Annotated in this window: 26 protein-coding genes and 1 tRNA gene; 12 read left to right on the forward strand and 15 right to left on the reverse strand. The window is 61.5% G+C overall.

Annotated features, from left to right (window positions below; translation table 11 throughout):
- Positions 1-50: 50 nt before the first annotated feature.
- The 5 genes from V8J81_RS14730 to V8J81_RS14750 form a co-directional block, all read right to left on the reverse strand.
- Positions 51-127: transfer RNA gene (locus tag V8J81_RS14730), tRNA-Arg, on the reverse strand.
- 46 nt (positions 128-173) lie between these two features.
- On the reverse strand, positions 174-1559 hold the full coding sequence (locus V8J81_RS14735) for a sensor histidine kinase (RefSeq protein WP_368476506.1): 1386 nt from the start codon (positions 1557-1559) through the stop codon (positions 174-176).
- 48 nt (positions 1560-1607) lie between these two features.
- Positions 1608-3026, reverse strand: a complete 1419-nt coding sequence (locus V8J81_RS14740; RefSeq protein WP_368476507.1) for a dihydrolipoyl dehydrogenase family protein — start codon at positions 3024-3026, stop codon at positions 1608-1610.
- Between the two features lie 4 nt (positions 3027-3030).
- Entirely contained in the window at positions 3031-3765 is a 735-nt protein-coding gene (locus tag V8J81_RS14745) for a TVP38/TMEM64 family protein (protein ID WP_368476508.1), read from the reverse strand.
- A gap of 31 nt (positions 3766-3796) precedes the next feature.
- A complete protein-coding gene (locus tag V8J81_RS14750) occupies positions 3797-3937 on the reverse strand; it encodes an Ada metal-binding domain-containing protein (protein WP_368477657.1) in 141 nt (46 codons plus the stop codon).
- Between V8J81_RS14750 and V8J81_RS14755 the strand changes: the two genes are divergently transcribed.
- From V8J81_RS14755 to yidD, 4 genes are all read left to right on the forward strand, one after another.
- Positions 3916-4443 (forward strand): 2-thiouracil desulfurase family protein, encoded by a 528-nt coding sequence (locus tag V8J81_RS14755; RefSeq protein ID WP_368476509.1) that lies wholly within the window; start codon positions 3916-3918, stop codon positions 4441-4443. The two genes, V8J81_RS14750 and V8J81_RS14755, sit on opposite strands and share 22 nt — an antisense overlap.
- A gap of 121 nt (positions 4444-4564) precedes the next feature.
- Entirely contained in the window at positions 4565-4702 is a 138-nt protein-coding gene (rpmH, locus tag V8J81_RS14760) for a 50S ribosomal protein L34 (RefSeq protein ID WP_025311815.1), read from the forward strand.
- Between the two features lie 10 nt (positions 4703-4712).
- On the forward strand, positions 4713-5096 hold the full coding sequence (gene rnpA, locus V8J81_RS14765) for a ribonuclease P protein component (RefSeq protein WP_368476510.1): 384 nt from the start codon (positions 4713-4715) through the stop codon (positions 5094-5096).
- A complete protein-coding gene (yidD, locus tag V8J81_RS14770) occupies positions 5093-5314 on the forward strand; it encodes a membrane protein insertion efficiency factor YidD (protein ID WP_368476511.1) in 222 nt (73 codons plus the stop codon). Before rnpA ends, yidD begins: the two co-directional genes overlap by 4 nt.
- Here the strand turns inward: yidD and V8J81_RS14775 are convergent.
- Positions 5311-6198: an alpha/beta hydrolase gene (locus V8J81_RS14775; RefSeq protein ID WP_368476512.1), complete on the reverse strand. Its 888-nt coding sequence runs from the start codon at positions 6196-6198 to the stop codon at positions 5311-5313. The two genes, yidD and V8J81_RS14775, sit on opposite strands and share 4 nt — an antisense overlap.
- 68 nt (positions 6199-6266) lie before the next feature.
- The gene (locus V8J81_RS14780; RefSeq protein WP_368476513.1) at positions 6267-6794 is read right to left on the reverse strand and encodes a DUF3833 domain-containing protein; all 528 of its coding nucleotides are present in this window, start codon (positions 6792-6794) and stop codon (positions 6267-6269) included.
- Positions 6795-6870: 76 nt separating this feature from the next.
- Between V8J81_RS14780 and ttcA the strand changes: the two genes are divergently transcribed.
- From ttcA to V8J81_RS14820, 8 genes are all read left to right on the forward strand, one after another.
- A complete protein-coding gene (ttcA, locus tag V8J81_RS14785) occupies positions 6871-7734 on the forward strand; it encodes a tRNA 2-thiocytidine(32) synthetase TtcA (RefSeq protein WP_368476514.1) in 864 nt (287 codons plus the stop codon).
- Positions 7735-7793: 59 nt separating this feature from the next.
- Positions 7794-9323 carry an EAL domain-containing protein gene (locus tag V8J81_RS14790; RefSeq protein ID WP_368476515.1) on the forward strand — a complete coding sequence of 510 codons (1530 nt, stop codon included), beginning with the start codon at positions 7794-7796 and terminating at the stop codon, positions 9321-9323.
- 187 nt (positions 9324-9510) lie between these two features.
- Positions 9511-11400, forward strand: coding sequence for a membrane protein insertase YidC (gene yidC, locus V8J81_RS14795; protein ID WP_368476516.1), 1890 nt, complete (start codon positions 9511-9513; stop codon positions 11398-11400).
- Positions 11397-12134: an MOSC domain-containing protein gene (locus tag V8J81_RS14800; RefSeq protein ID WP_368476517.1), complete on the forward strand. Its 738-nt coding sequence runs from the start codon at positions 11397-11399 to the stop codon at positions 12132-12134. Before yidC ends, V8J81_RS14800 begins: the two co-directional genes overlap by 4 nt.
- Positions 12131-12781, forward strand: coding sequence for a ribosome biogenesis GTP-binding protein YihA/YsxC (gene yihA, locus V8J81_RS14805; RefSeq protein ID WP_368476518.1), 651 nt, complete (start codon positions 12131-12133; stop codon positions 12779-12781). The genes V8J81_RS14800 and yihA overlap by 4 nt, the downstream gene beginning before the upstream one ends.
- A gap of 128 nt (positions 12782-12909) precedes the next feature.
- Positions 12910-13767, forward strand: a complete 858-nt coding sequence (gene argB / locus V8J81_RS14810; protein WP_368476519.1) for an acetylglutamate kinase — start codon at positions 12910-12912, stop codon at positions 13765-13767.
- 5 nt (positions 13768-13772) lie between these two features.
- A complete protein-coding gene (locus V8J81_RS14815; RefSeq protein ID WP_368476520.1) occupies positions 13773-14420 on the forward strand; it encodes a ferredoxin in 648 nt (215 codons plus the stop codon).
- Positions 14417-14917, forward strand: coding sequence for a SixA phosphatase family protein (locus tag V8J81_RS14820; RefSeq protein WP_368476521.1), 501 nt, complete (start codon positions 14417-14419; stop codon positions 14915-14917). The genes V8J81_RS14815 and V8J81_RS14820 overlap by 4 nt, the downstream gene beginning before the upstream one ends.
- Positions 14918-15009: 92 nt before the next feature.
- On the opposite strand, the gene V8J81_RS14825 is transcribed toward V8J81_RS14820, so the two are convergent.
- From V8J81_RS14825 to crcB, 8 genes are all read right to left on the reverse strand, one after another.
- The gene (locus V8J81_RS14825) at positions 15010-15807 is read right to left on the reverse strand and encodes an amino acid ABC transporter ATP-binding protein (RefSeq protein WP_368476522.1); all 798 of its coding nucleotides are present in this window, start codon (positions 15805-15807) and stop codon (positions 15010-15012) included.
- Between the two features lie 13 nt (positions 15808-15820).
- Positions 15821-17143 carry an amino acid ABC transporter permease gene (locus V8J81_RS14830; protein ID WP_368476523.1) on the reverse strand — a complete coding sequence of 441 codons (1323 nt, stop codon included), beginning with the start codon at positions 17141-17143 and terminating at the stop codon, positions 15821-15823.
- 1 nt (position 17144) lies between these two features.
- Positions 17145-18422 carry an amino acid ABC transporter permease gene (locus tag V8J81_RS14835; protein ID WP_368476524.1) on the reverse strand — a complete coding sequence of 426 codons (1278 nt, stop codon included), beginning with the start codon at positions 18420-18422 and terminating at the stop codon, positions 17145-17147.
- A 137-nt stretch (positions 18423-18559) separates the two neighbouring features.
- Positions 18560-19576, reverse strand: coding sequence for an amino acid ABC transporter substrate-binding protein (locus tag V8J81_RS14840; RefSeq protein WP_368476525.1), 1017 nt, complete (start codon positions 19574-19576; stop codon positions 18560-18562).
- Between the two features lie 235 nt (positions 19577-19811).
- Entirely contained in the window at positions 19812-20525 is a 714-nt protein-coding gene (locus V8J81_RS14845) for an ATP12 family chaperone protein (protein ID WP_368476526.1), read from the reverse strand.
- Positions 20522-21199, reverse strand: coding sequence for an HAD-IA family hydrolase (locus tag V8J81_RS14850; protein WP_368476527.1), 678 nt, complete (start codon positions 21197-21199; stop codon positions 20522-20524). Before V8J81_RS14850 ends, V8J81_RS14845 begins: the two co-directional genes overlap by 4 nt.
- Positions 21190-22239 carry an RluA family pseudouridine synthase gene (locus V8J81_RS14855; RefSeq protein ID WP_368476528.1) on the reverse strand — a complete coding sequence of 350 codons (1050 nt, stop codon included), beginning with the start codon at positions 22237-22239 and terminating at the stop codon, positions 21190-21192. The genes V8J81_RS14850 and V8J81_RS14855 overlap by 10 nt, the downstream gene beginning before the upstream one ends.
- A complete protein-coding gene (crcB, locus tag V8J81_RS14860) occupies positions 22236-22613 on the reverse strand; it encodes a fluoride efflux transporter CrcB (protein WP_368476529.1) in 378 nt (125 codons plus the stop codon). Before crcB ends, V8J81_RS14855 begins: the two co-directional genes overlap by 4 nt.
- Positions 22614-22734 lie beyond the last annotated feature (121 nt).

Consider the following 22734-nt stretch of genomic DNA (forward strand, 5'->3'; position numbering starts at 1 on the left):
CTGAGACGTTACGAAATCGCGATCATCTATGTCGGGAAGGGTTTTGGAAATGGCGCGCTGGGGAGGATTCGAACCCCCGACCCCTTGATTCGTAGTCAAGTACTCTATCCAACTGAGCTACCAGCGCACGATGCGGTCGTTTAACCCCGGTATCCGGGCAGCGCAAGGGCCAATCAGGCCGTCATGCCAGCTGGCAGAAACAGCGTGAAGACTGTCCCATCCTCATCGCTTTTCTTCAGGTCCAACTTGCCCCCATGGCCCCGGATGATCTCGGAACAGATCGCAAGCCCCAGGCCGGTGCCCCCCGCCTTTTGCGCGGACGAGAACGGCTTGAACAGGTTTTCACGGGCTTTTGCGGGAAGGCCGGGACCAGTGTCGCAAATCTCGATACACCAGCCATTGTCGACTTCGGTGGCTGCAATCTTCACCTCGCCGGGCATGTGCGTGGCGGCAATGGCCTGCCGCGCGTTACGAACCAGATTGGACAGGACACGGTGCAACTGCTCCGCATCGGCGCGGACATGCATGTCGCGCGGCACGTCGGCCGTATAGCTTACGTCACCATCGCCTTGGGCAAGATTGTCGTTGTCCAGAACGTCATCAACCAACGGCTCCAGCGGTATACGATCCAACTTGGGCGCAGGCTCTTCGGCCCGGCCAAAGGCCAGTGTGGCCTCCGTTAGGTTAATAGCACGGTTCAGCGAATTGATCAGCTTGGGCGCAATCCTTTGCACTGTCGGGTCAGGCACCGTTTCCAACCGATCCGCCACGAGTGTCGCAACCGAAAGCATATTGCGCAGGTCATGGCTGATCTTGGCCACGGCCTCCCCCAGTTGTGCCAACCGCTCCCGCTGCCGCAGAAGCGAGGTCAGCTGTGTTTGCATCCCGTTCAGGGCCTCTTCCGCATTCCTCAGTTCTCGCACCGATCCCTGGGGTTGGATGATCCGGTTCGCGTCTTCGGGGGCGTCGGCATAGCTCATCATTGAGCCAACGACACGCTTGATCGGGTTCACCATCAAGATACGCACAGCCACAAACAGCAAGAGCGCGGTGAAGATCGAGATGACCGCCGATAAGATCAAAATGCGCTGACCGTAGTCGATCATCGCCATCCGCAAGGGCGCGGTTTCCATCGTGACTTCGATCAACAGACCGGCCTCGCGCACCGGCTCCCCAATAACGCGGATGTTCTGATCTTCCGTCTCGAAGATGCGCATGGTCGCATCGCGGATCAGCTCCCATGCAGGCGGGTCACGCAGATCGAACGAGGCTGAAATCGGCTCCATCCCATCCGTCGACAGGATCAACTGGCGCACGGCATCGCGCCGTAGCACGACGTTCAGAACCTCGGCATTTTCCAGAAGCTCATATTCCAGATCATCGTCGATCATGCCGTCCGTCGCCAGCAAGGCGAGTGAGGCGATCTGCGCCCGTTCCAGACGCGCCAACAGGTAGTCCTCGCGGAAACGGGCAATGGAGGGGACGAAGATGAAAATCTCGGCCAGCATCACGAAGATGATCGTGAGGATCAGAAATCGACCTGATAGTGAGTTGGCCAAACGCCGCCCCCCGAATGGCCCGTTGGGCCTGTTACGTGACCGGCGCCGTTAAGGGCGGCCGAACCTCTGCACGAAGCGCACGACTTTCTTGACCGTATCGCTTTCGAACAGCTTGGGAGAGAAATACGCGCTCGCGGCCCGTTTGTTAATCTCTCCCAGTGTCGGGTAGGGCGCGATCATGTTGGCAACGGCGCTCATCTTCATCTTGTTCGCAATCGCCATGGACCAGATCTGGATCAGATCACCGGCTTGCGGACCAACGATTGTTGCACCCACTGGCTTACCTTTAAAGACCATCACCTTGGCAAAGCCCTTGGTCTGCCCAGTCGCGATGCCACGGTCGTTGTGGTGAAATTCTGCCTTGGCGATGAACACCTTTTCGCCGTGCTGCTCTTTCGCCTGTGCTTCGGTCAGGCCGACTTGCGCCAGCTCGGGCGACGTATAGGTGGCCCAAGGAATGTGATCCGTGCGGGCCTTGGCGGGCAGGCCGAACAACATGGGCCGGATGATGACACCAGCATGGTAGCCCGCGACATGGGTGAATTGGAAACCACCCGCCACATCGCCAACCGCGTAAACCCGCTTGTTGGTCGACCGCAGGCCCGCATCCACCGTGACACCGCGCCGGTCATAGTCGACACCCGCCTTTTCCAGATCGAGCTTGTCGACATTCACCTGACGCCCGACGGCAACGAGCAGATGCGTGCCGTCAAAGCTTTGGCCGTCTTCGGTTTCGACCTTGATAGCCCCATCCGACCCGCTGATCTGGCTGGCCTTCGCGCCTTCTACAATCTCGATGCCCTCGGCGCGCAGGTTCTCCAGCACGATGGCGGCGGCCTCCGGGTCATCCTTGCCCATGGCCTTGTCGCCTTCCAGCACGGTCACCTTTGAGCCTAGCCGCACATGCGCCTGCGCCATCTCCAGCCCGATCGGGCCACCGCCGATGATGATCAGGTGCTCGGGCCGCTCACGCAGGTCAAAAATTGTCTCATTGGTATGGTGTGGCACCGTGTCGAGACCCGGGATCGGTGGCACGAACGGACGCGAGCCTGTGGCAATCACAAACCGGCGCGCCTTGATCACATCCTCACCCGCCTGCACTTCCGTCTCGCTGATGAAACGCCCGAATTCGCGGATCACATGGACACCGAGGCCTTCAAAACGCTCCTGGCTATCCACCGGCTCGATCTCAGCGATTACAGCATGAACGTGGTCCTTGGCAGCAGCGTAATCCGGGTTGGGTGCATGGCCGGCCACACCAAACGCGGCCTCAGATGTTTCATGTGCCTTGTGACCGGCGGCCAGCAGGGCCTTCGACGGCACGCAACCGTAATTCAGGCAATCCCCACCCATCTTGTGGCCTTCCAGAAGGACGACCTTGGCCCCCATCTGCACAGCGCCCGCCGCAACGGACAACCCGCCAGAGCCTGCGCCAATGACGCAGATGTCGGTCTCAATCACAGCCATTGTATCAGATCCCCTTCTTGCCGCGCACGGCCTTCAACACGACGGGCAAGGCGGCCAGCGCACACAGACCCAGGATCGGCAGCAAGACCTGCGGCTCGAAAATGATGCCAAGGTTCGGTGTCTCGCCCCGCTCGAACACTTCGCCAAGACCTGCACCCACCGAGGTGTAGACGATCGCCCCCGGCATGATGCCGAAGAAGGTCGTGATCACATAGCGGCGCAGCGGCACTTCGAAGAGGGCAGGCAAAACATTGGCCACAAAGAACGGCACCGCAGGCACAAGGCGCAGAAGGAACAGGGCGGACCACTGATTCTCATCAATCGCGTCCTTGAACCGCTTGGTGATCCCTTCCGACCCTTCCAACCGCGCCCCGATCCGCGCGCCAAAGCTGGTCTGCGCAGCCAGGAAGATGGCGGTCGCCCCGATGGTCGCGCCTGTGATGTTGAACAAAGCACCCGGGAACGTGGCAAACAGGAACCCGCCTGTCAGCGTGGCAATCGTCGCACCGGGCAGCGAAAACGCGACGATCAAGGCATAGGCCAACACGAACAGGGCAGCGGTCAGAACGTAGTTGGCATCGCGAAACGCCAAAAGCGCCTCACGGTTGTCGGCCAATGCCTGAAAGCTCAGGTAGTCGCGGAAGAAGTAATACCCGACGCCTGCCCCGATCACGACGGCGATCAGTGGCAAATAACGCCCTAGTCCTGAGTTCTGCGGGTCTGACACGCTGTCCGACATATCCCTAAATCCTTGTCCCGTAAGTTGGACCCTAGATGCGACATCCGGCGCAAGGGCGATATCCCTCCTCACGCGCCAGTGATGGGACGTGACGCGATTGCAGGTTTTCGTGACCTTGCGCCCGAAAACTCGTAACAAACGGGCGACACCATGTTTCAGTTCCGCGGAGGATTTGTGGAAAAGGTTCTGATCAGCTCCTGCCTGATGGGCGCGCGCGTCCGATATGATGGCAAAGCCAAGACGCTGGATGACCAGCTTTTGGCGACATGGCGCGCCGAAGGGCGCCTGATCAGCCTGTGCCCTGAGATGGCCGCCGGCCTGCCCACACCCCGCGCCCCGGCTGAGATTGCGCCGGGCGCAACAGCCGAGGCCGTGCTGCGGGGGCGTGGTGCCATCTACGACAAGGACGGGCTCGACATGACCGCCGATTTCGTCAACGGCGCGAACCTTGCGCTTGAGGTGGCTCAGGAAAGCGGCTGCCGCTTTGCGCTTCTGACCGATGGAAGCCCTTCTTGCGGGTCAACGCGCGTCTATTCCGGCGATTTCAACGGGCAGACCCATGAGGGCGAAGGCGTCGTGGCGGCGCGGCTGCGTGCCGGTGGTGTGCGGGTTTTCGCACAGCATCAGCTTAATGATCTGGCCCGCGCCATCGAAGAGGCGGAAAATTCTGGCGGCTAGGCCATCTGGTTTGTTGACTCCACCCCGGCCATTGCCTATTGGCCGGGCTTCAACGTTATTCCTGCCGTTCGAGGGTCGCATTCGGCACCCTCCGGCCAACCAGTAATTCGGAGCGAGACTCATGTCCAAACGCACGTTCCAGCCGTCCAACCTCGTGCGCAAGCGTCGCCACGGGTTCCGTGCGCGCATGGCCACCAAAGCTGGCCGCAAGATTCTGAACGCCCGCCGCGCCCGCGGTCGGAAGTCGCTCAGCGCCTGATCGGCATTTCATGTCGGATTTGAAGCCTCCGCCGAGCACCGCCTCGCCGGGGGCTTTGTCTGTTCAGACCCTGCGCAACCGGCCGGACTTTCTGCGCGCGGCCTCCGCCCGCCGCGTGCCCTGCCCCGCCTTCCTGCTGCAAGCCCGCGAACGCAAACCGGGCGAGGCCGCGGGCATTCGCATCGGCTATACCTGTTCCAAGAAGGTCGGCAATGCCGTCGCCCGCAACCGCGCCAAGCGCCGCCTGCGTGAGATTGCTCGCGCCGTTCTGCCCGTCGAGGGGCACGAAGGCTGGGATTACGTTTTGATTGGCCGCAAAGACGCCACCGCCAGCCGCCCGTTCGCCGAATTGCAGGCCGATCTCGTCCGGGCCTTGCGGAAGGTCCATAAATGAGCCCGCTGGCCTTCATCCTTTCTCTCCCAATCCGCTTCTATCGCGCGGCCATCAGCCCGTGGCTCGGCAGCAATTGCCGGTATCACCCGACCTGCTCGGCCTATGCGATGGAGGCCCTGCGCAAACACGGCGCACTCAAAGGCACTTGGCTGGCCACCCGCCGCATTCTGCGCTGCCACCCATGGGGCGGCTCCGGCATCGACAACGTGCCCGATTAAGGCAGCAAAGTGTGATCCGGTGGGCTGGGTGCCGGGCCGCGCTTGTCCGAGGCATGGCCCTGCAACGTCAGCGACACATCCCTCAGAAATGACTGATCCGCGAAGTAGAAGCGGTGGCTCGCATTCTCAAGATTTCCACCGCTGTTCACGAAATCCCAATAGCGCGCCGTGCAATCCACGTCCGTGAACCCCGCCGCCGTCGGATGCGGCAACCCGACCTTCCCCGCGCGTGATCCGAACCGCTTGATATGCGCCGCCAGACCCAGAGGGAAATCTTCGGCATTGTAATAATTGGTGAAATGGCTCGACCACGGCCCGAACAGCTCACTTGATCCATTCCCCGCCATGAACCCGTCGCTCCGCACATCGCCCGCAAAAAGGCAGATCTTGTCAAATGGAACCCCTCCCAACCCGTTCAGACAGGTCTTCAGCGCATAACTCCCCATCGAATGGCAGATCGCATGAACCCGCTGATTGCCCGGCAGATTGTAGATCGGCCCAACCCCGTCTTCGTAGATCGACCGCGCGGTGCGCTGCACTTTCTCATGGTCTTCAATGTATTTCTTCAACGGCCCACCACCGCCACACGGCCATGAGAAGGCGATCACATCGCCATCGAAGCCGTTCGCCTTCAGCCCCGCCTTCAGCTTCCGCAGGGACCACAACATGCGGGCGACACTGGTGTTGAATCCATGAATGAAGATCGCGACGCCATCCGCACCCATCTGCGGCTCAAGCATTTGCAGCCACGTGGCCTGATCGACACGTTGCCCGGTGTTGTGCCCTTCATGTGGCAGCACGACGTAACTTGTCTCGTTGCTGACCTCATCGGTGAAGGTGTCCGTGGCAGGGTCGTATTTCCGGCGCGTATAGAAAAAATGCACGATCTATCCCCTCTCAAATAAGGGAAAGGCTAACCGACAGCGGGCGTTTCGCAAAATATCGCAGGCAGTCAGTGACGCTCAAACGTGATGATCACTTCACCAATGGGCACGCCAAAACGGCTCATATACGCGCGGTTCAGCAAGCGATCCTCGCTCAACAACCACATCCAGTCATCGAAGGTCACGCGCAGGGGCTCGCGATCCGGCAGGGGCAGATCAATCGTGTATTGCCAGTTGAACGTATCCCCAACCTCGCGGCCCATGGCCGTCCCGATCACACCGGGCGCCGATCCCACCCAGGTATCAGGGCTCGTCTGCGTCAACGTCCAGATGCGCTGCTCGGTGGAACCGTCCTCATAGACGAAATCCTCAACCAGCCGCAGGTTCTGACCGTCCCAAGTGCCGTGAATATCTACGGTGAAGCGCCGCCGCACCTCACCGAAGACGTCCTGAAACTGCCCGTACGCCGTCAGCCGCCCGTCGAAGAATTCCTCAAGGTTCAGCTGCTGGTTGCTCAGCGGCTGGTCATTTAACGAAGGCCGCCCACAGGCCGCAAGGCCAACGACTACCACCAAAATCAGGATGCGTTTCAACATGGATGGGCATCTAAAGCGCCGCGCCGCCCCGGCAAGTCACCTTGACGCAAGGCCCCCACGCCGCCTACCTGCGACCATGCTCGATTCAGATCACGACGACATCCACCCGCTGTTCTCCGGCGCGCCCTCCACGACGGAGTTCAAGAAGCTGCGCAAACGGCTGATCCGCGACACGCGCGAGGCGATTGACCGCTACGGCATGGCGCGCAAAGGCGACCGCTGGCTGGTATGTCTGTCCGGCGGGAAGGACAGCTACACCCTTCTAGCGGCCCTGACCGAGCTTCAGTGGCGCGGTCTTCTTCCAGTCGACATCCTCGCCTGCAATCTCGATCAGGGGCAGCCCGGCTTCCCGGCGACGGTCCTGCCCGAGTTCCTTGAGCGCATGGGCGTCCCCCACCGCATAGAGTACCAAGACACCTATTCCATCGTCGTAGACAAGGTCCCCGCAGGCCGCACTTATTGCGCGCTTTGCTCGCGGCTCCGGCGCGGCAACCTCTACCGCATCGCGCGGGAGGAGGGATGTTCTGCCGTCGTCCTCGGCCATCACCGTGACGATATTCTTGAGACCTTCTTCCTCAACCTCTTCCATGGCGGCAAGCTGGCGACCATGCCGCCCAAGCTGGTCAATGACGAGGGCGACTTGATGGTCCTGCGCCCGCTTGCCCATGTGGCCGAGGCAGATTGCGAAAAATTCGCGCAAGCCATGAACTATCCGATCATTCCCTGCGACCTCTGCGGTTCCCAAGACGGCCTCCAGCGCCAGCAAATCAAAGGGATGCTCGATGAGTGGGAGGCCCGCAGCCCCGGCCGTCGCGGCAAGATGTTTTCCGCCCTGATGAGTGCTCGGCCCTCACATCTTCTGGATCCGGAATTGTTCAATTTTTCCGGACTTTTTCCGAAAGATGCACCATCCGACCCGCGCGCTCCCGACGGCGATTAACCACCTGTAAACCCTCCCTGCGCTACCCCGAAGAACACCAACTTCGATGGGCGTGACAGATGAGCGATACAGGTCCCCGCGCAACGCAGCAGATCGGCCTTTTGGCCCAATCAGCCCTCGGCCGAATTGAGGTTCTGGCGCTCTTTCCGTTGCTGGTTTTGACGGCGGAATTCCTCGGCTTCCAGAACATCGCATTGGTCACGGCGCTTGGCCTGTCGGTCTTGCTGGCAGTGGCCGTCCTGCTGCCCCGACGCGAACGCTCAACCGCGATCAAGTCTGTTCGAACGCACGGCAAAGCCCCATTGATTGAGGCCTTGGCCGAGATTGCGCAATTTGACGACCGGGATACCGTCTGTCTGCATCTGGAAATCGATGATTGGCCGAAAATCGTGGACATGTGGGGACACGACTCGTCGCAATTCATTTCTCAACGGCTCGAAGATCGGTTTCGATCAGTCCTTCGGTCCGATGACCTGCTCTGCCAGTTGGGCGACAACCGCTTCGGCATCGTCTTGGGCGGCATGTCAGCGGCGCGCCTCAGCATCCGCGATACTGTGGCGACCCGACTTCTGAATGCGGCCAGCGAACCTCTGCTGCTCCACGATGCGACGCTCCGTTTGACCGTGACCATTGGCCATGCTTCCCTGCGTCGCAGGGCCTCCGACGTCCCAACGGCGACCTTCAAGGCGGCCGAGGCGGCACTCTCCGCCGCCAAGCTCCACGGCCCCGGCAGCGTTCGTGCCTACACCACCGGCATGGGCCGCGCAAAAAGCGCAGCGTCCGACCTCGCCAGTGAGGTTGAGGAGGCTATTCATTCAGGTGCCATCGATGTCTGGTTTCAGCCGCAAGTTTGCGCACAGACCGGCGAGCTTTCGGGAATGGAAACGCTGGCCCGCTGGCAACACCCCCAACATGGCCTGCTTGGGCCTTCCGAAATCATGTCCGCCCTACAATCCGCAGGTCACATGGCCTTGCTCGGCCAAACTCTGACGCACCGCGCCATAAAGGTTCTAGCCGAACTGGACGCCGCCAAGGCCCGCGTCCCCACCATGTCGATCAACGTATCCGCTGATGAACTGCGGGACCTCACATTGCCCGATGCCCTCGCCTCTGAGCTTGAGCGTTACGGCCTTCGCCCGGATCGGCTAACCGTTGAGATCTCGCCCGACATCACGACGCAGGACCTGGACGATGCCATTTTGTCCAACCTGAAGACACTGAAAGACAACGGCCACAAGCTGGACCTAGAAGGGATCGGCACTGGCGCTATCCCCTTGTCGATCCTGCAGAGATTCTCCGTTGATCGCGTCAAAATCGACCGCGCCCTCGTGGCTGGAAGCGATGCCGATCCGGAACGGGACCGCATCTTGCGCGCAATCGTGTCGCTGTCAGACGCAATGGGCGTACAAACCGTTGCAACCGGTGTCGAGACCTCGCATGAGGCGACATATCTGGCCGGGATCGGGTGTAGCCACTTACAAGGGTTCGGTATCGCACGCCCCATGAAACCCAGCCAGATTAGCCCTTGGGTAAACGCACGCGCCGCTGCAGGCAAAACCATCGACCTGGAAGCACGGCGCGCCGGGTAATTGCACGGACCCACTGCGCCCTGCGCTCATCCCAAGTCACACCCCAAAACACACCCTCCCGCGCCGATTTCGCCCCTTGACCTTCTCGCGCCCCTTCTGTTGAACCGCTGGGAATTGGCCCGTCCCCTCTTGGATGGGTCCAAATGCCTTTTATCTAAGGGCAAACGCGCGGAGAGGTATCGCCGAAATGGACGATCAGAACAGAAACCTGATCCTTGCCACAGGGCTCAGCTTTGTCGTCATTCTTGTATGGTTCCTCCTGTTCCCACCGCCAGAGCCGGTGGAAGACCCAAATGCCTTGCCACCATCGGCAGAAACCGGCGTTGATCCTGTCACCGGTGAGACCGGGATCGCCCTCACACCTCCCGTTGAAGACGCTGGCACAACCGTTGCCGCAGGCGACGAAGGCACGCCGGTCGAAGTGGCCTTGGCAGAAGCCGACCGCATCCCGATTGAAACCCCCTCCGTTGAAGGCTCAATCTCGCTTCTCGGTGGCCGGATCGACGATCTGTCGCTGCGCAACTACTTCACCGAAGTCGACGGCGACGAAATCGTCCGCCTCCTAGCCCCGGTCGGCAGCGATGACCCCTATTACGCCCTCTACGGTTGGCGCCCCTCCTCAGGCATGACCTATAACGACGTCCCCACCTCCAACACCCCGTGGGAGCTTGAAAGCGGTGAGACGCTCACACCTGACAGCCCCATCACGCTCAGCTGGGACAATGGCAGCGGCCTCGTCTTCCGTCGCACCATCGAAATCGACGAAAACTACATGTTCCAGGTCACTCAATCGGTCGAAAACACGACCGAAGTTGAGGTTAACCTGGCTCCCTACGGTATCGTGGCCCGCCATGGCCTGCCCTCTGACCTGCAGAACTTCTTCATCCTTCACGAAGGCGTTGTGCGCAAAGTTGACGGCCAGCTCGAAGAAATCGGCTATGACGACCTGCCCGATCTGGACGTGATCGACCGCGAAGGCGCACCTGCCGAACTGGTCGACGTCGAAGCCAATGGCTGGATCGGCTTCACGGACAAATACTGGATGACAACGCTGATTCCCGAAGACGGCCAGCCGTTTACCACCGTCATCAAATACGTCCCCTCCGCCGACATCTATCAGACCGAAGCGCGCCTGCCCTTCATGACAATCGCAGCAGGCGAGACCGCCGAAGTGACCACGCAGCTATTCGCGGGTGCGAAAGAGGCTGAGGTCATCCGTGATTACGAGAACGCCGAACCTGGCATGATCGCGTCCCTTTTCGGGGCCGAGCAGGACCCCAACCGGCCAGAGGTTGCGCGCTTCATCGACTCAATCGACTGGGGCTGGTTCTACTTCCTGACCAAGCCGATCTTCTGGTTGCTGCATTGGCTTAACGGCATCATCGGAAATATGGGCATCTCGATCATCGCCCTGACCTTCATCATCAAGGCCATCCTCTTCCCGCTCGCCTACCGCTCCTACGTGTCCATGGCGAAGATGAAAGAGCTTCAGCCAGAAATGGAGAAGCTCAAGGAGAGCGCCGGTGACGACCGCGAGAAGCTCCAGAAAGGCATGATGGAGCTCTACAGGAAAAACAAGGTGAACCCGGCGGGTGGCTGTTTACCGATCCTGCTGCAGATCCCGATCTTCTTCTCGCTCTACAAGGTGATCTTCGTCACGCTGGAACTGCGCCACGCGCCATTCTTCGGCTGGCTGAATGACCTTTCGGCCCCCGACAGCTCCTCGATCATCAACCTGTTCGGCCTTTTGCCGAACCCGGCACCCGATCCCGAAAGCATCATGGCGCTGATCTTCATTGGCATCCTGCCCATCCTTCTGGGCATCACCATGTGGCTCCAGCAAAAGCTGAACCCGGCCCCCACGGACCCGACGCAGGCGATGATCTTCGCCTGGCTCCCATGGGTGTTCATGTTCATGCTCGGCAGCTTTGCCTCGGGCCTGCTGGTCTACTGGATCGCGAACAACACGCTGACCTTCAGCCAGCAATACCTGATCATGCGCAGTCAGGGGTACAAACCCGACGTCTTCGGCAACATCCGCAAAAGCTTTGCGAAAAAGCCGAAAGACGGGGCATGAGCTGTACGCTCGATCAGATCTGGCGTTTCCCGATCAAAGGCATCGGAGCAGAACCGCTGGACCGGGTCGAGCTGTCCGAAGGCCTGCCCTTGCCCCTAGACCGGGCCTGGGCTGTTCTGGAAGACGGCGGCGATGCGTCCGAGGGCTGGCGCTCCTGCCGCAACTTCCTGCGCGGGGCCAAAGGGCCCTCGCTGATGGCGGTCATGGCACGGATGGAGGGCGACATGGTGCACCTGTCCCACCCGGACAGACCAGACCTCAAAATTGACCCGGCGCAGGACAGCACAGCCCTGTTCGACTGGCTGAAACCGATCTACCCGGCGGAACGCAAAGCCCCCGCCGCTCTCGTGAAATCTCCGCCAGAGGGCATGAGCGATGCGCCCTTCGCCTCCATCTCCATCCTGAACCCCTCCTCCCTCCGTGCCCTTGGCCAAAAACTCGGCCAGGCCCTCGACGCCCGCCGCTTCCGCGGCAACCTCATCGTCGACGGCCTCGCCCCGTGGGAAGAATTCGACCTGGTGGGCAAGACGCTCTCAATCGGCGACACCCGCCTTGAAATCGTGGAACGGATCACCCGCTGCCGCGCGACCGAGGCAAACCCGGAAACCGGCAAACGCGACGCCAACACGCTCCGCGCTCTTGAAGACGGCTGGGGCCATCAAGATTTCGGCGTCTACGCAATGGTCCGCACGGGCGGCACGATCGCCACCGGCGACGCGGTGAATCTCACATGAACACCCTGCCCTTTCCCCTCGCCGACGCGCCCGACGACGCCACGGCCGAACGGGGCCGCAAACTCTTCGCCGCCGGTGCGGATTTCCTGAAAGGCGTCGTCGCGATGGACGGCCTGCCGCCCGCCGACCGCACAGAAGTCTGCTTCGCGGGCCGCTCCAACGTTGGTAAATCCACGCTCATCAACGCGCTGACCAACCGCAAAGGCCTCGCGCGCGCCTCCAACACGCCCGGCCGCACGCAAGAGATCAACTACTTCACCCTCACCGACTCCCACTATCTCGTCGACCTGCCCGGTTACGGCTATGCTGAAGCGCCCCTGCCCGTCGTTAAGCAATGGCAGGCGCTGCTCAAAGCCTACCTGCAAGGCCGCGCCACCCTGCGTCGCGCCTTTGTGTTGATCGACGCACGCCACGGGGCCAAACCCGTCGATGACGAAATCATGTCGCTCCTCGACGTGGCCGCTGTCCCTTTCCAAGTCGTGCTCACCAAAGCCGACAAGGTGAAAGGTAAAGACCGCGAGACCTCGCTCAAACGCACCCGTGAGGCGCTCGCCAAACACCCCGCCGCCTTCCCCGAGATGATCCTGACCAGCTCGGAAAAAGGCGACGGCATCGCCACGCTGCGCGCCACCATCGCTACCCTTTAACCTCCGATAAAGGTTAACGCGCGCCCATCCTCCATTCGCACAGAATATCCCGGGGGTTTGGGGGCTGGCCCCCAAGACGTCTCCACCATACCCTCCCCCTCAACTCAGCACGATTCCGGCGCCAGCCCATGAGAAAACAGATGACCCGCGACTACCTTGCCACTGCCCGCACCCTCAGCGAGGCGTTGCCCTACCTGCAACGCTTCAACGACGCCATCATCGTGGTGAAGTTCGGCGGCAACGCCATGGGCGATGATGAGGAAATGGCCAGCTTCGCGCGCGACATCGTCCTGCTACGCCAGGTCGGCGTGAACCCCGTGGTCGTCCATGGCGGCGGTCCCATGATCAATGACATGCTCGCCAAACTGGGCATTGAAAGCAGCTTTAAGGACGGCAAGCGTGTGACCGACGCCGCCACGGTCGAAGTCGTCGAAATGGTTCTGTCAGGCCGCGTCAACAAACGCATTGTGCAGGCGATCAATGCCGAAGGCGGCAAGGCGGTTGGCCTGTCGGGCAAGGACGCGAACCTCATCACCTGCGACCCCGCCAACCCCGATCTGGGTTTCGTGGGTGAACCGACAGAAGTCGACCCCTCTGTCCTCAACAACCTGTTTGAGGATGACATGATCCCGGTCATCGCCCCCCTCGGCCTCGGCCGCGCAGGCGAGACCTTCAACATCAACGGCGACACCGCCGCCGGGGCCATCGCCGCCGCGCTCCAAGCCGACCGGCTGCTCCTGCTGACCAACGTGGCAGGCGTCAAGAACGCGGACGGCGACGTTGTCACCGAACTCAGCGCCGCAGATGTCGACGCCATGACCGCCGATGGCACCATCGCAGGCGGCATGATCCCGAAGACTGAAACCGCGCTCAAAGCCGTGCGCGCAGGCGTCCGCGCCTGCACCATCGTGGATGGCCGCGTGCCGAATGCCGTCCTGCTGGAGCTCTTCACCGAACACGGTGCAGGCTCCATGATCAGGGCGTGAGGAACATGGATTACGACACCATCGCCACCGCCGCTGCCGCCAACCACCTGACCATCGTGGGCGCATTCCACCCCGGCCCGGACGACAACGCCCCCGACGGAACCGGCACCCTCGTCCTCCTCGCGCCGAAAGAACCCGGCTTTTGGGCTTGGTTCCAGACGCAACCCGAGGCGCGCGATGGGCAGCCCGACATGATGGACCGCTGGTCTCAGCGGGTCATTGACGACATCGCAGATCAACTCGACGCCGCTTCCCTCTTTCCCTTCGGTGGCCCGCCTTGGCACCCGTTCATCTCATGGGCAACCAAATCTGGCTCCATCCATTCCAGCCCGGTCTCTCTGCTCGTCCATAACGACCAGGGTCTGATGATTTCCTTCCGGGGCGCGCTGGCCCTGACCGAGAAGATCGACCTCACCCCGCCACGCTTGACCCCCTGCCTGCTCTGCTCTGCCCCGTGTGAGACCGCCTGCCCCGTCGATGCCCTCAGCGAAGATGGCTATGACACCGCCGCCTGCCACACCTTTCTCGACACACCCGAGGGCGCGGATTGCATGGCGAATGGCTGCAAAGCCCGCCGCGCCTGCCCGGTCAGCCAAGACTATCCCCGCGACCCGGCGCAATCGGCCTATCATATGCGGCACTTCCACCGATGACCCGCACTCTGATCCTCATCCGTCACTGCAAATCCGATTGGTCCGCCAATCAAGAGGATCACGCCCGCCCGCTGAACCCGCGCGGCCGACGCGCAGCACCGCGGCTTGGGGCGTTTCTGGCGGCCGAGGGCCTGGCCCCGGATGAGGTGCTTTGCTCAGACGCGATGCGCACCCGCGAAACTTGGGCCGGGATCGCCTCGCAGCTCCCAGACGCGCCCGCGCCCACGCTCAGCCGCACGCTCTATCTCGCGGACCCTGCCGCAATGCTCACCGCCATCCGCGCCGGCACCGGCACTATCGTCGCCGTGATCGGCCACAACCCGGGCATCGGTGAATTAGCCTGGAGCCTCGCGGAGAAGCCGCCCCACGACGAGCGTTTCGGCATGTACCCGACCGGCGCCACGACCGTTCTGCGGGTCGGCGCTCCTTGGTCCGACCTCACAACAGGCGAAGTCACTCATTTCACCACACCGCGTGACCTGCCTGATCCGGGCTGACTGCCCCGGTCTTCCACTGGTCAAAAATACTCAAAAGAAAACGCCCGCCTTCCAGCGGAGGCGGGCGCAATTTGTGTGCGTAGCCGTGGGTCTCAGTGACCGAGGATCTGGCTCAGGAAGAGCTGCGTGCGCTCGGACTGCGGGTTCGTAAAGAACTCCTCCGGCTCGTTCTGCTCCACGATCTGACCGGCATCCATGAAGATCACGCGGTTGGCGACCTGACGGGCAAAGCCCATCTCGTGGGTCACGCACAGCATGGTCATGCCCTCTTCGGCGAGCTGGATCATCGTATCCAGCACTTCCTTGATCATTTCCGGGTCAAGGGCCGAGGTCGGCTCGTCAAACAGCATGATCCGCGGGCGCATACACAGCGACCGGGCAATCGCCACACGCTGCTGCTGACCACCGGAAAGCTGGCCAGGATACTTGTCGGCCTGCTCGGGGATCTTCACCTTTTCCAGGAAGTACATTGCCGTCTCTTCGGCTTCCCGCTTCGGCGTCTTGCGCACCCAAATGGGCGCCAGCGTGCAGTTTTCCAGGATCGTCAGGTGCGGGAACAGATTGAAGTGCTGGAAGCACATGCCAACCTCAGACCGAATCTTGTCGATGTTCTTCAGGTCGTTCGACAGAAGCGTACCATCGACGGTGATCGTGCCCTGCTGATGCTCTTCCAGCGCGTTGATGCACCGGATCAGCGTCGACTTACCCGAGCCGGACGGACCACAGATCACGATCCGCTCACCCCGCTGCACGGTCAGGTTGATGTCGCGCAACACGTGGAAATTCCCGTACCACTTGTTCATCCCCTGAATGTCGATGGCCACCTCGTCGGAGACCTTCATTTGCGAGCGGTCGATTGCGCGCTCTTCTACCAAATTTGTGTCAGCCATAGCTCAGGCCTCCTTAACGGTGATCGGTGCGCAGTTTGCGCTCGAGATATTGCGAGTAGCGGGACATGCCGTAGCAACAGATGAAGAAGCACAGCCCGATGAAGATGAACAGTTCCCAGTAGATGCCGTTCCAGTCGGTCGTCGCCCGGATCAGGTTCGAGAACCCGATCGGGTCGCTGAGGCCCACGAAGACCACCAGCACGGTGTCTTTGAACAGGCCAATGAACGACGAAACGATACCTGGGATCGAGATTTTCAACGCCTGCGGCAGGATGATCAGCTGCATGGACTGCCAGTAGTTCAGGCCAAGCGAGTCGGCCCCCTCATACTGACCCCGCGGCAGGGCGGCGAGGCCACCCCGGATCACCTCGGCGATATAGGCCGAGGAGAACAGCGTCACCATGATGATCACGCGCAGCATAAGGTCGAAATTCGTGCCCGGCGGCAGGAAGTAGTTCAACAGGAGCGAGGCCGTGAAGAGCCACACGATCAGCGGCACCCCCCGGATCACCTCGATGAAGATCACCGAGAACTTGTTGATGATGAACAGATCCGACTGTCGACCAAGCGCCAGAATGATCCCCAAAGGCATCGACAGGATGATGCCCGAGGCCCCGATCACGAACGCCAGAAGGAAGCCCCCGAAATCATCGGACGGCACCGGCGTGATCCCAAGCGGGATCGCACTGGACAACGCGCCTGCCACAGGCCCGGCGATGAACAGCCAGTAGAGGATCGGGATCAGGATCGCGGCAATCGTCGCCCCCAAGGCACCGATCGCCGGCGCCCCGAACTTGAAGATCGCCCAGCCGATCACGAAACCCACTGCAATCATCAGCGGACCCCAGATCGTGCCACCCCACAGCAGCCACGCGCAAAGGAACGGCGCGGCAGCCGTCAAGATGAACAACTTGCGCGGCACCGTGTCGAACAGAACCGGCGCAAGCGCGACCAGGAAGATCACCAGCGAAAGGATCGGCCGCCAGTACAGGTCAGATGGGTAGAAGCCGAACGTCAGCTGATGCCAACGATCCGTCAGCACCGCCCAACAGGCGACACCATGGCCATGTTCGCTGGACCCGCCACGTGCATCCCGGATTTCCCGGCACTCACTCAGCGACCCGGCATCCCAGATACCATTGACCATCCACGGCAGGATGCCCTGCAAGACATAGTAGATCACGAAAATCGACAGGACCGTCAGGATCGCATTCAGCGGTGAGGAGAACAGGTTCTCCCGCATCCATTTGACGGGACCAGCGGCTGTGATCGGTGGCGCCTGTTCCGGCAACATCTCCGTGCGGACATAGGCGGTTTCTGCATGAATCTCGCTCATATCACCGCTCCTGCAACTTGACGGAATTGTTGTAGATGTTCATCGCGCCCGAAATGATCAGCGACGTGATCAGGTAGAACAGGCCCAGAAGAAGCATCCCCTCCAACTCGCGACCGGTCTGGTTGATCGTGATCCCCCCAAGGGTGGACCGGACATCCATGTACCCCACGGCAATCGCCAGTGAGGAATTCTTGGTCAGGTTCAGGAATTGCGAAATCAGCGGCGGAATGATCACCCGCAGCGCTTGCGGCAGGATCACAAGGTTCATGGTCCAGCTTGGCCGCATCCCCAAGGCAAAAGCTGCCTCTGTCTGCCCCTTGCTGACCGCCATGATACCCGCGCGCACAATCTCTGCGATGAAGGCGCCGGTATAAAGCGACAAGGCGAACCACAAAGCGATCAGCGAGTTCCGCAGGTGAATACCATCGGCGAAGTTAAAGCCACGCAATTCGGGGTATTCCAGCGTCGCACCCAAAGCGACCAGCACGATCAGGGCAGGCACAATCACCGCCCCTAATCGCATCCAGAACGTGCCCGGCGGGCGAACCCCTGTTTTTTCCTGAATGGCCGTCGCACGGCGTCCGATAAAGCCCGATGCCACGAAGCCTGCGATAATCACGACCAGCAGCAAGATCATGTCACCTGCGCTTTGCGACGCGACCACGGCACCCGTTTCCGCATCAACCTCATTTCCACCAAGCGAGCGGTTGAACACGAGATTGGGGATGTAGATGCCACGGTTGGTGATCGCGACGCTGTCGCCAAGGATCATCGACGCCTCAGCGTCCTCACCACGGAAATCGCGCGGCTGCGGCGTGCCTTCGGTCATCACGGCGAAGATCACGAGGATCCACAGCAGCAGGGGAATGTTGCGGAAGCCTTCCACATAAACGCCCATTAGGCGCGACACGATCCAGTTTTTCGACAGGCGCAGAACACCCGCAAACACACCCAGGATCGTGGCCGTGATACAGCCCAGAACTGCCACAAGCAGCGTATTCAGAATGCCGACAATAGCCGCACGGCCATGGGTCGAGTCGTTGGAATATTCGACAAGACGCTGGTTGATGTCATACCCGGCGCGGTTGCCAAGGAAGCCAAAATCAAAGTCTTTGCCAAGCGCTTGAAGGTTGGTGACGACGTTGTTCGCCAGCCAGACCAAACCAAGCATGATCAGTATGAACGCAACCACCTGGATCGTCATGGATCGGTAGCGCGTGTCATAGATAAGCTGGCTAAGCCGGAACCCCTCCACCGGTGGGTCGGTCATCGTTGCCATCGCTGTGGCCCCCTGTCGTTGGTTTCGTTGTTGCGGTACGGGCCGTCTTTTGCGGTCCCTTGCATCACTGCAACTTACGTTTGTCCGTATATGAGAAGGGCGCGAACTTTACGCTCGCGCCCTCTCGTTTTTAGGTCTTACCGGAACGGCGGGCTGTAGAGCAGGCCACCATCGGTCCACTGAGCGTTCAGGCCACGGGCCAGACCGATCGGGGTGGATTCACCGATATTGCCTTCGAACAGCTCACCGTAGTTGCCCACGGCTGCGATTGCGTTCGCGGCCCAATCCGCTTCGAGGCCGAGCATTGCGCCCAGTTCACCCTCGGTGCCCAGCAGGCGACGGATTTCGGGGTTCTCGGTGGTGCCACCGATCTCGCCAACGTTGGCCGAGGTCACGCCCAGCTCTTCAGCGGTGATCAGTGCGTTCAGAGTCCAGCGAACGATATCGCCCCACTCATGGTCGCCATGGCGAACAAGCGGGCCGAGCGGTTCTTTGGAAACGATCTCGGGCAGAACGACGTGTGCCGACGGATCTTCGAACGTGGCGCGCGTTGCGGCCAGGCCCGAGGCGTCCGTGGTGTAAACGTCACATGCACCGGCAAGGTACTGCTGCTGTGCTTCTGCGTTGGTCTCGATCGGCACGGGCTCGTAGCTCATGTTGTTCGAGGCAAAGAAGTCAGCAAGGTTCAGTTCGGTCGTGGTGCCGGTCTGGATGCAGACGGTTGCGCCGTCCAGTTCCAGTGCGGACGAGACGCCCAGTTCACGGGGAACCATGAAGCCCTGACCATCGTAGTAGTTCACGCCGGTAAATTCGAACGCGAGGTCCACATCGCGCGAGAATGTCCAGGTGGTGTTACGGGCCAGCATGTCGACTTCGCCCGATGCCAGCGCGGTAAAGCGGGTCTGGCCAGTGGTCGGAACGAATTCAACGGCTGTCGCGTCGCCGAGAACAGCTGCAGCAACCGCACGGCAGACGCCAACGTCGAAGCCTTCCCATTCGCCTTCGGCGTTGGGGGCCGCAAAGCCGGTCAGACCAGTGGTCACGCCGCAGTTCAGCGAGCCACGCTCTTGAACCTCGGCGAGGGTCTGGGCCGAAGCAGCACCTGCGATCAGTGCGCTGGCCGCAAGCGTGCCGAGAAATACGGATTTTTTCATTGTTAACCTCTTCCTGTGGGATCGCCCTAAGGGATCATATTATTTGCCCTTTGGGCCTTGGCATATGCCGGGAGGGGCTTTTTGCCCCCCGCCGCTGCCAAAATGGGCAAATCCTGTGCATAAGGTCAAGGGCGTCGGGTGTTCAAAACAGGCTGGAAACACTTCGTTTGCAGGCCCGCGCAAGGTCACTGCCCGGAATTTATGCAATGGGTGTTGGGCTATGCCCTGTGAAACATCACTTCTCAGAGCAAAGCGACAGGAACCGCTCGGCGTGAAGCAATTGGGCACGCTTGGCCTCTGCCATCTGCGTGGCCTCGTCATCTTCGCCCCATTGCGAGATCTGCCAATCCTCATCGATTCGGCTCAAACGCCAGCCTTCATTGGCCGAAATGTGGCGCTCCGCGATGGCCAGACCCAGCACCAGAGACCCGGTCAGCGTGATCAGATCGTGCAGCGCCGTCAGCGGGAACGCCTCGGTATGTGACACCTGCGCAGCAAGCGCGCCCAGCGCCGCAGGGTCTTGATCTACCGGTAAGACGCCCGCCACCGGCACCAACCGGGCAGCAAACCGTTCCGTCGCCCAATCCAGCAGCGGATCCCACGCGTCCTGCTGACGTTGCGTCAACTCCGCCGGCCCATGCGCGCGATAGCACAGGAGGTCAGTTTCCCCATAGGCCGACAGCATCGCGCAGACCTCCGCATGCTGCGGCGCGACTCGCTCAATGGCTGAGTTTGCGGACCGCGTGTTGGGCATCGTGAGCGGCTGGATATGCCCATCCTGCGCGCGCCATTCTTCGGCCACGGCCTCTGCCATCGCCTCCGTCGGCAGAAGCAGAGGCAGCTTGCCCGGCGTGTTCAACGTGCGCTCATCCAGAAACACCCGGTATCCGCCCTCATCCGCGCGCACCGCAACGTCTGTCCAAAACCGCTTTGCTTTCCATTCCGTCATGCGAACGTCCAACACTCCTCTAGCGCCGCAGGCAGATCCTCGAACCGATCCAGCACGCGCGCGGCACCCGCGCCCATCAGCACCGCACGCGAATGATAGCCCCAGCCGACCGCCAAGGCGCCCACATCCCCTGCCCGCGCCATTTCCATATCGAAACTCGTATCGCCGACCATCACCGCCATATGGGCCTCAACCCCCGTCTCATCCAGACATGCGCGCACCATCGACGGATGCGGCTTGGACGGATGGAAATCCGCCACTTGCACGGTCTGAAAGACACGCGCCCAGCCATGCAGCTCGATCAGATGGTCCAGCCCCCGCTTCGACTTGCCCGTGGCCACACCCAGCAGCACATCATCCCGCGAAGCCAACCCGGCCAGAACCTCAGCCGCGCCCGGATAGAGCGGCGAGTGCGCAGCCCCGTCCCCGGCCATGCGCAACCCCGCAAACGTGTCTTTGTAGGCCTCCGTCAAACGCATCGCCAAATCCGCCCGGTCCGGCACCAGCCGCGCGAACGCTTCCGGCAACGACAGGCCGACGATCCCAAGCACCGCCTCCCGCGAAGGCACCGCCATCCCATGCGCCTCGAACGCGCCCTGCATCGACGCCAGGATATGCGCCTGACTGTCCACCAGCGTGCCGTCCACATCGAAAATGACCAGCTTCAGGTCCATTCGTCATCCTCGAACGGATCGGCTGGCACATCCGAAGGATGCCACCCCAACGTCTCCCACGTCTTCGCCATATGCTCGGACAACGGCGCAACCAGGTTTACCACCGCCCCGCCAAACGGATGCTCAAACCGCAACGACCGCGCGTGCAGATGCAGCTTGCGGCTGATCTCGCCGCCCAGCTGCGCGCCCCAGCCATCGCCCAGATTTTCCTGACCCGAGCCGCCATACTTCCCGTCGCCAATGATCGGATGCCCGATCTCGGCCATATGCGCGCGCAATTGATGCGTCCGCCCCGTGATCGGAACCAAAGCACACCACGACACGCGCCCCCCAAGGTTCGACAGCACCGCGTAATCCGTCTCGGCCCGCTTAGCCCCCTCGACGTCGCGCACCTCGTCCGGCATCACCGCTCGCATCTTCTCGTTCTCACCGCCCTTGCCATGGCCCGGTGCCTTCACCAGCCCGTATTTGATCGTCCCCATCTTCGGCAGAGGTGTACCCGCCACGGCCGCCCAGTAAATCTTCCGCGTCTCCCGCGCCCGGAACGCATCGGTCAGCGCCTTGGCACTTGCCCGCGTACGCGCCATCAGCAAGACGCCCGAAGTGTCCTTGTCCAGCCGATGCACCAGCCTAGGCTTCTCTTCGAATCCAAACTTCAACACCTCGCTCAACCCATCCACATGGCGGCTCTGCCCCGACCCGCCCTGCGACGGCAAACCAGCAGGCTTGTTCAGCGCAATGATGTAATCGTCGCGGTAGATCACCGCCTTCCGCATCATCTCCGCATCCGCATCGCTGACCTTTGGCGCGCGATGCACCACCGGCGCGGCCCCGTCAGGCAGCGGCGGCACCCGCACGGACTGCCCCACTTCAACGCGGGTCGAGGTTTTCACCCGCCCGCCATCAACACGGATTTCGCCCTTGCGGCACATCTTCTCGATCCGGCCCTGCGGCACATGTGGGAACCGGCGGCGGAACCAGCGGTCGAGCCGCTGATCGCCCTCATCCGGGCCCACTTCAACCGTCTGAACCCCACTCATGCGACCATCCCCCGCGCAACCCAAAGGCCCAGCATCAGCCCGCCAATCGACAAGATCACCGACGCGCCCACATAAAGCGCCGCCTGCCCTATATCGCCACGCTCATACAGCGTGACCGCCTCAAGCGAAAAGGCCGAGAAGGTCGTGAACCCGCCCAGCAGGCCCGTCATCACCAACGGCGACAAATGCGTCAGCCCCCGATGCGCGGCGACCACCACAAAGACCCCCATCAGGAAAGAGCCCACAACGTTCACCGTCAGGATTGGCAACGGAAAAGCGGAATGCCCAAACAGCCGGATCATCCCGAGACCTGTCAGGTATCGGAGCACGGCGCCAACGGCACCGCCAAGGGCCACTTGCAGGATCGCTGTCATGGGGGCGGGATGCGCCGGGCGGGTCAGGATGTCAACGGAGCCAGGCCATCGACGGGCCTCGGTGCGGCGATCCAACGGTCGTTATCAGGCACTTTATGGTGGCCAAGCACAATCTCCGTAC

The organism is Gymnodinialimonas sp. 202GB13-11 (assembly GCF_040932485.1).
Taxonomy (GTDB): Bacteria; Pseudomonadota; Alphaproteobacteria; order Rhodobacterales; family Rhodobacteraceae; genus Gymnodinialimonas; species Gymnodinialimonas hymeniacidonis.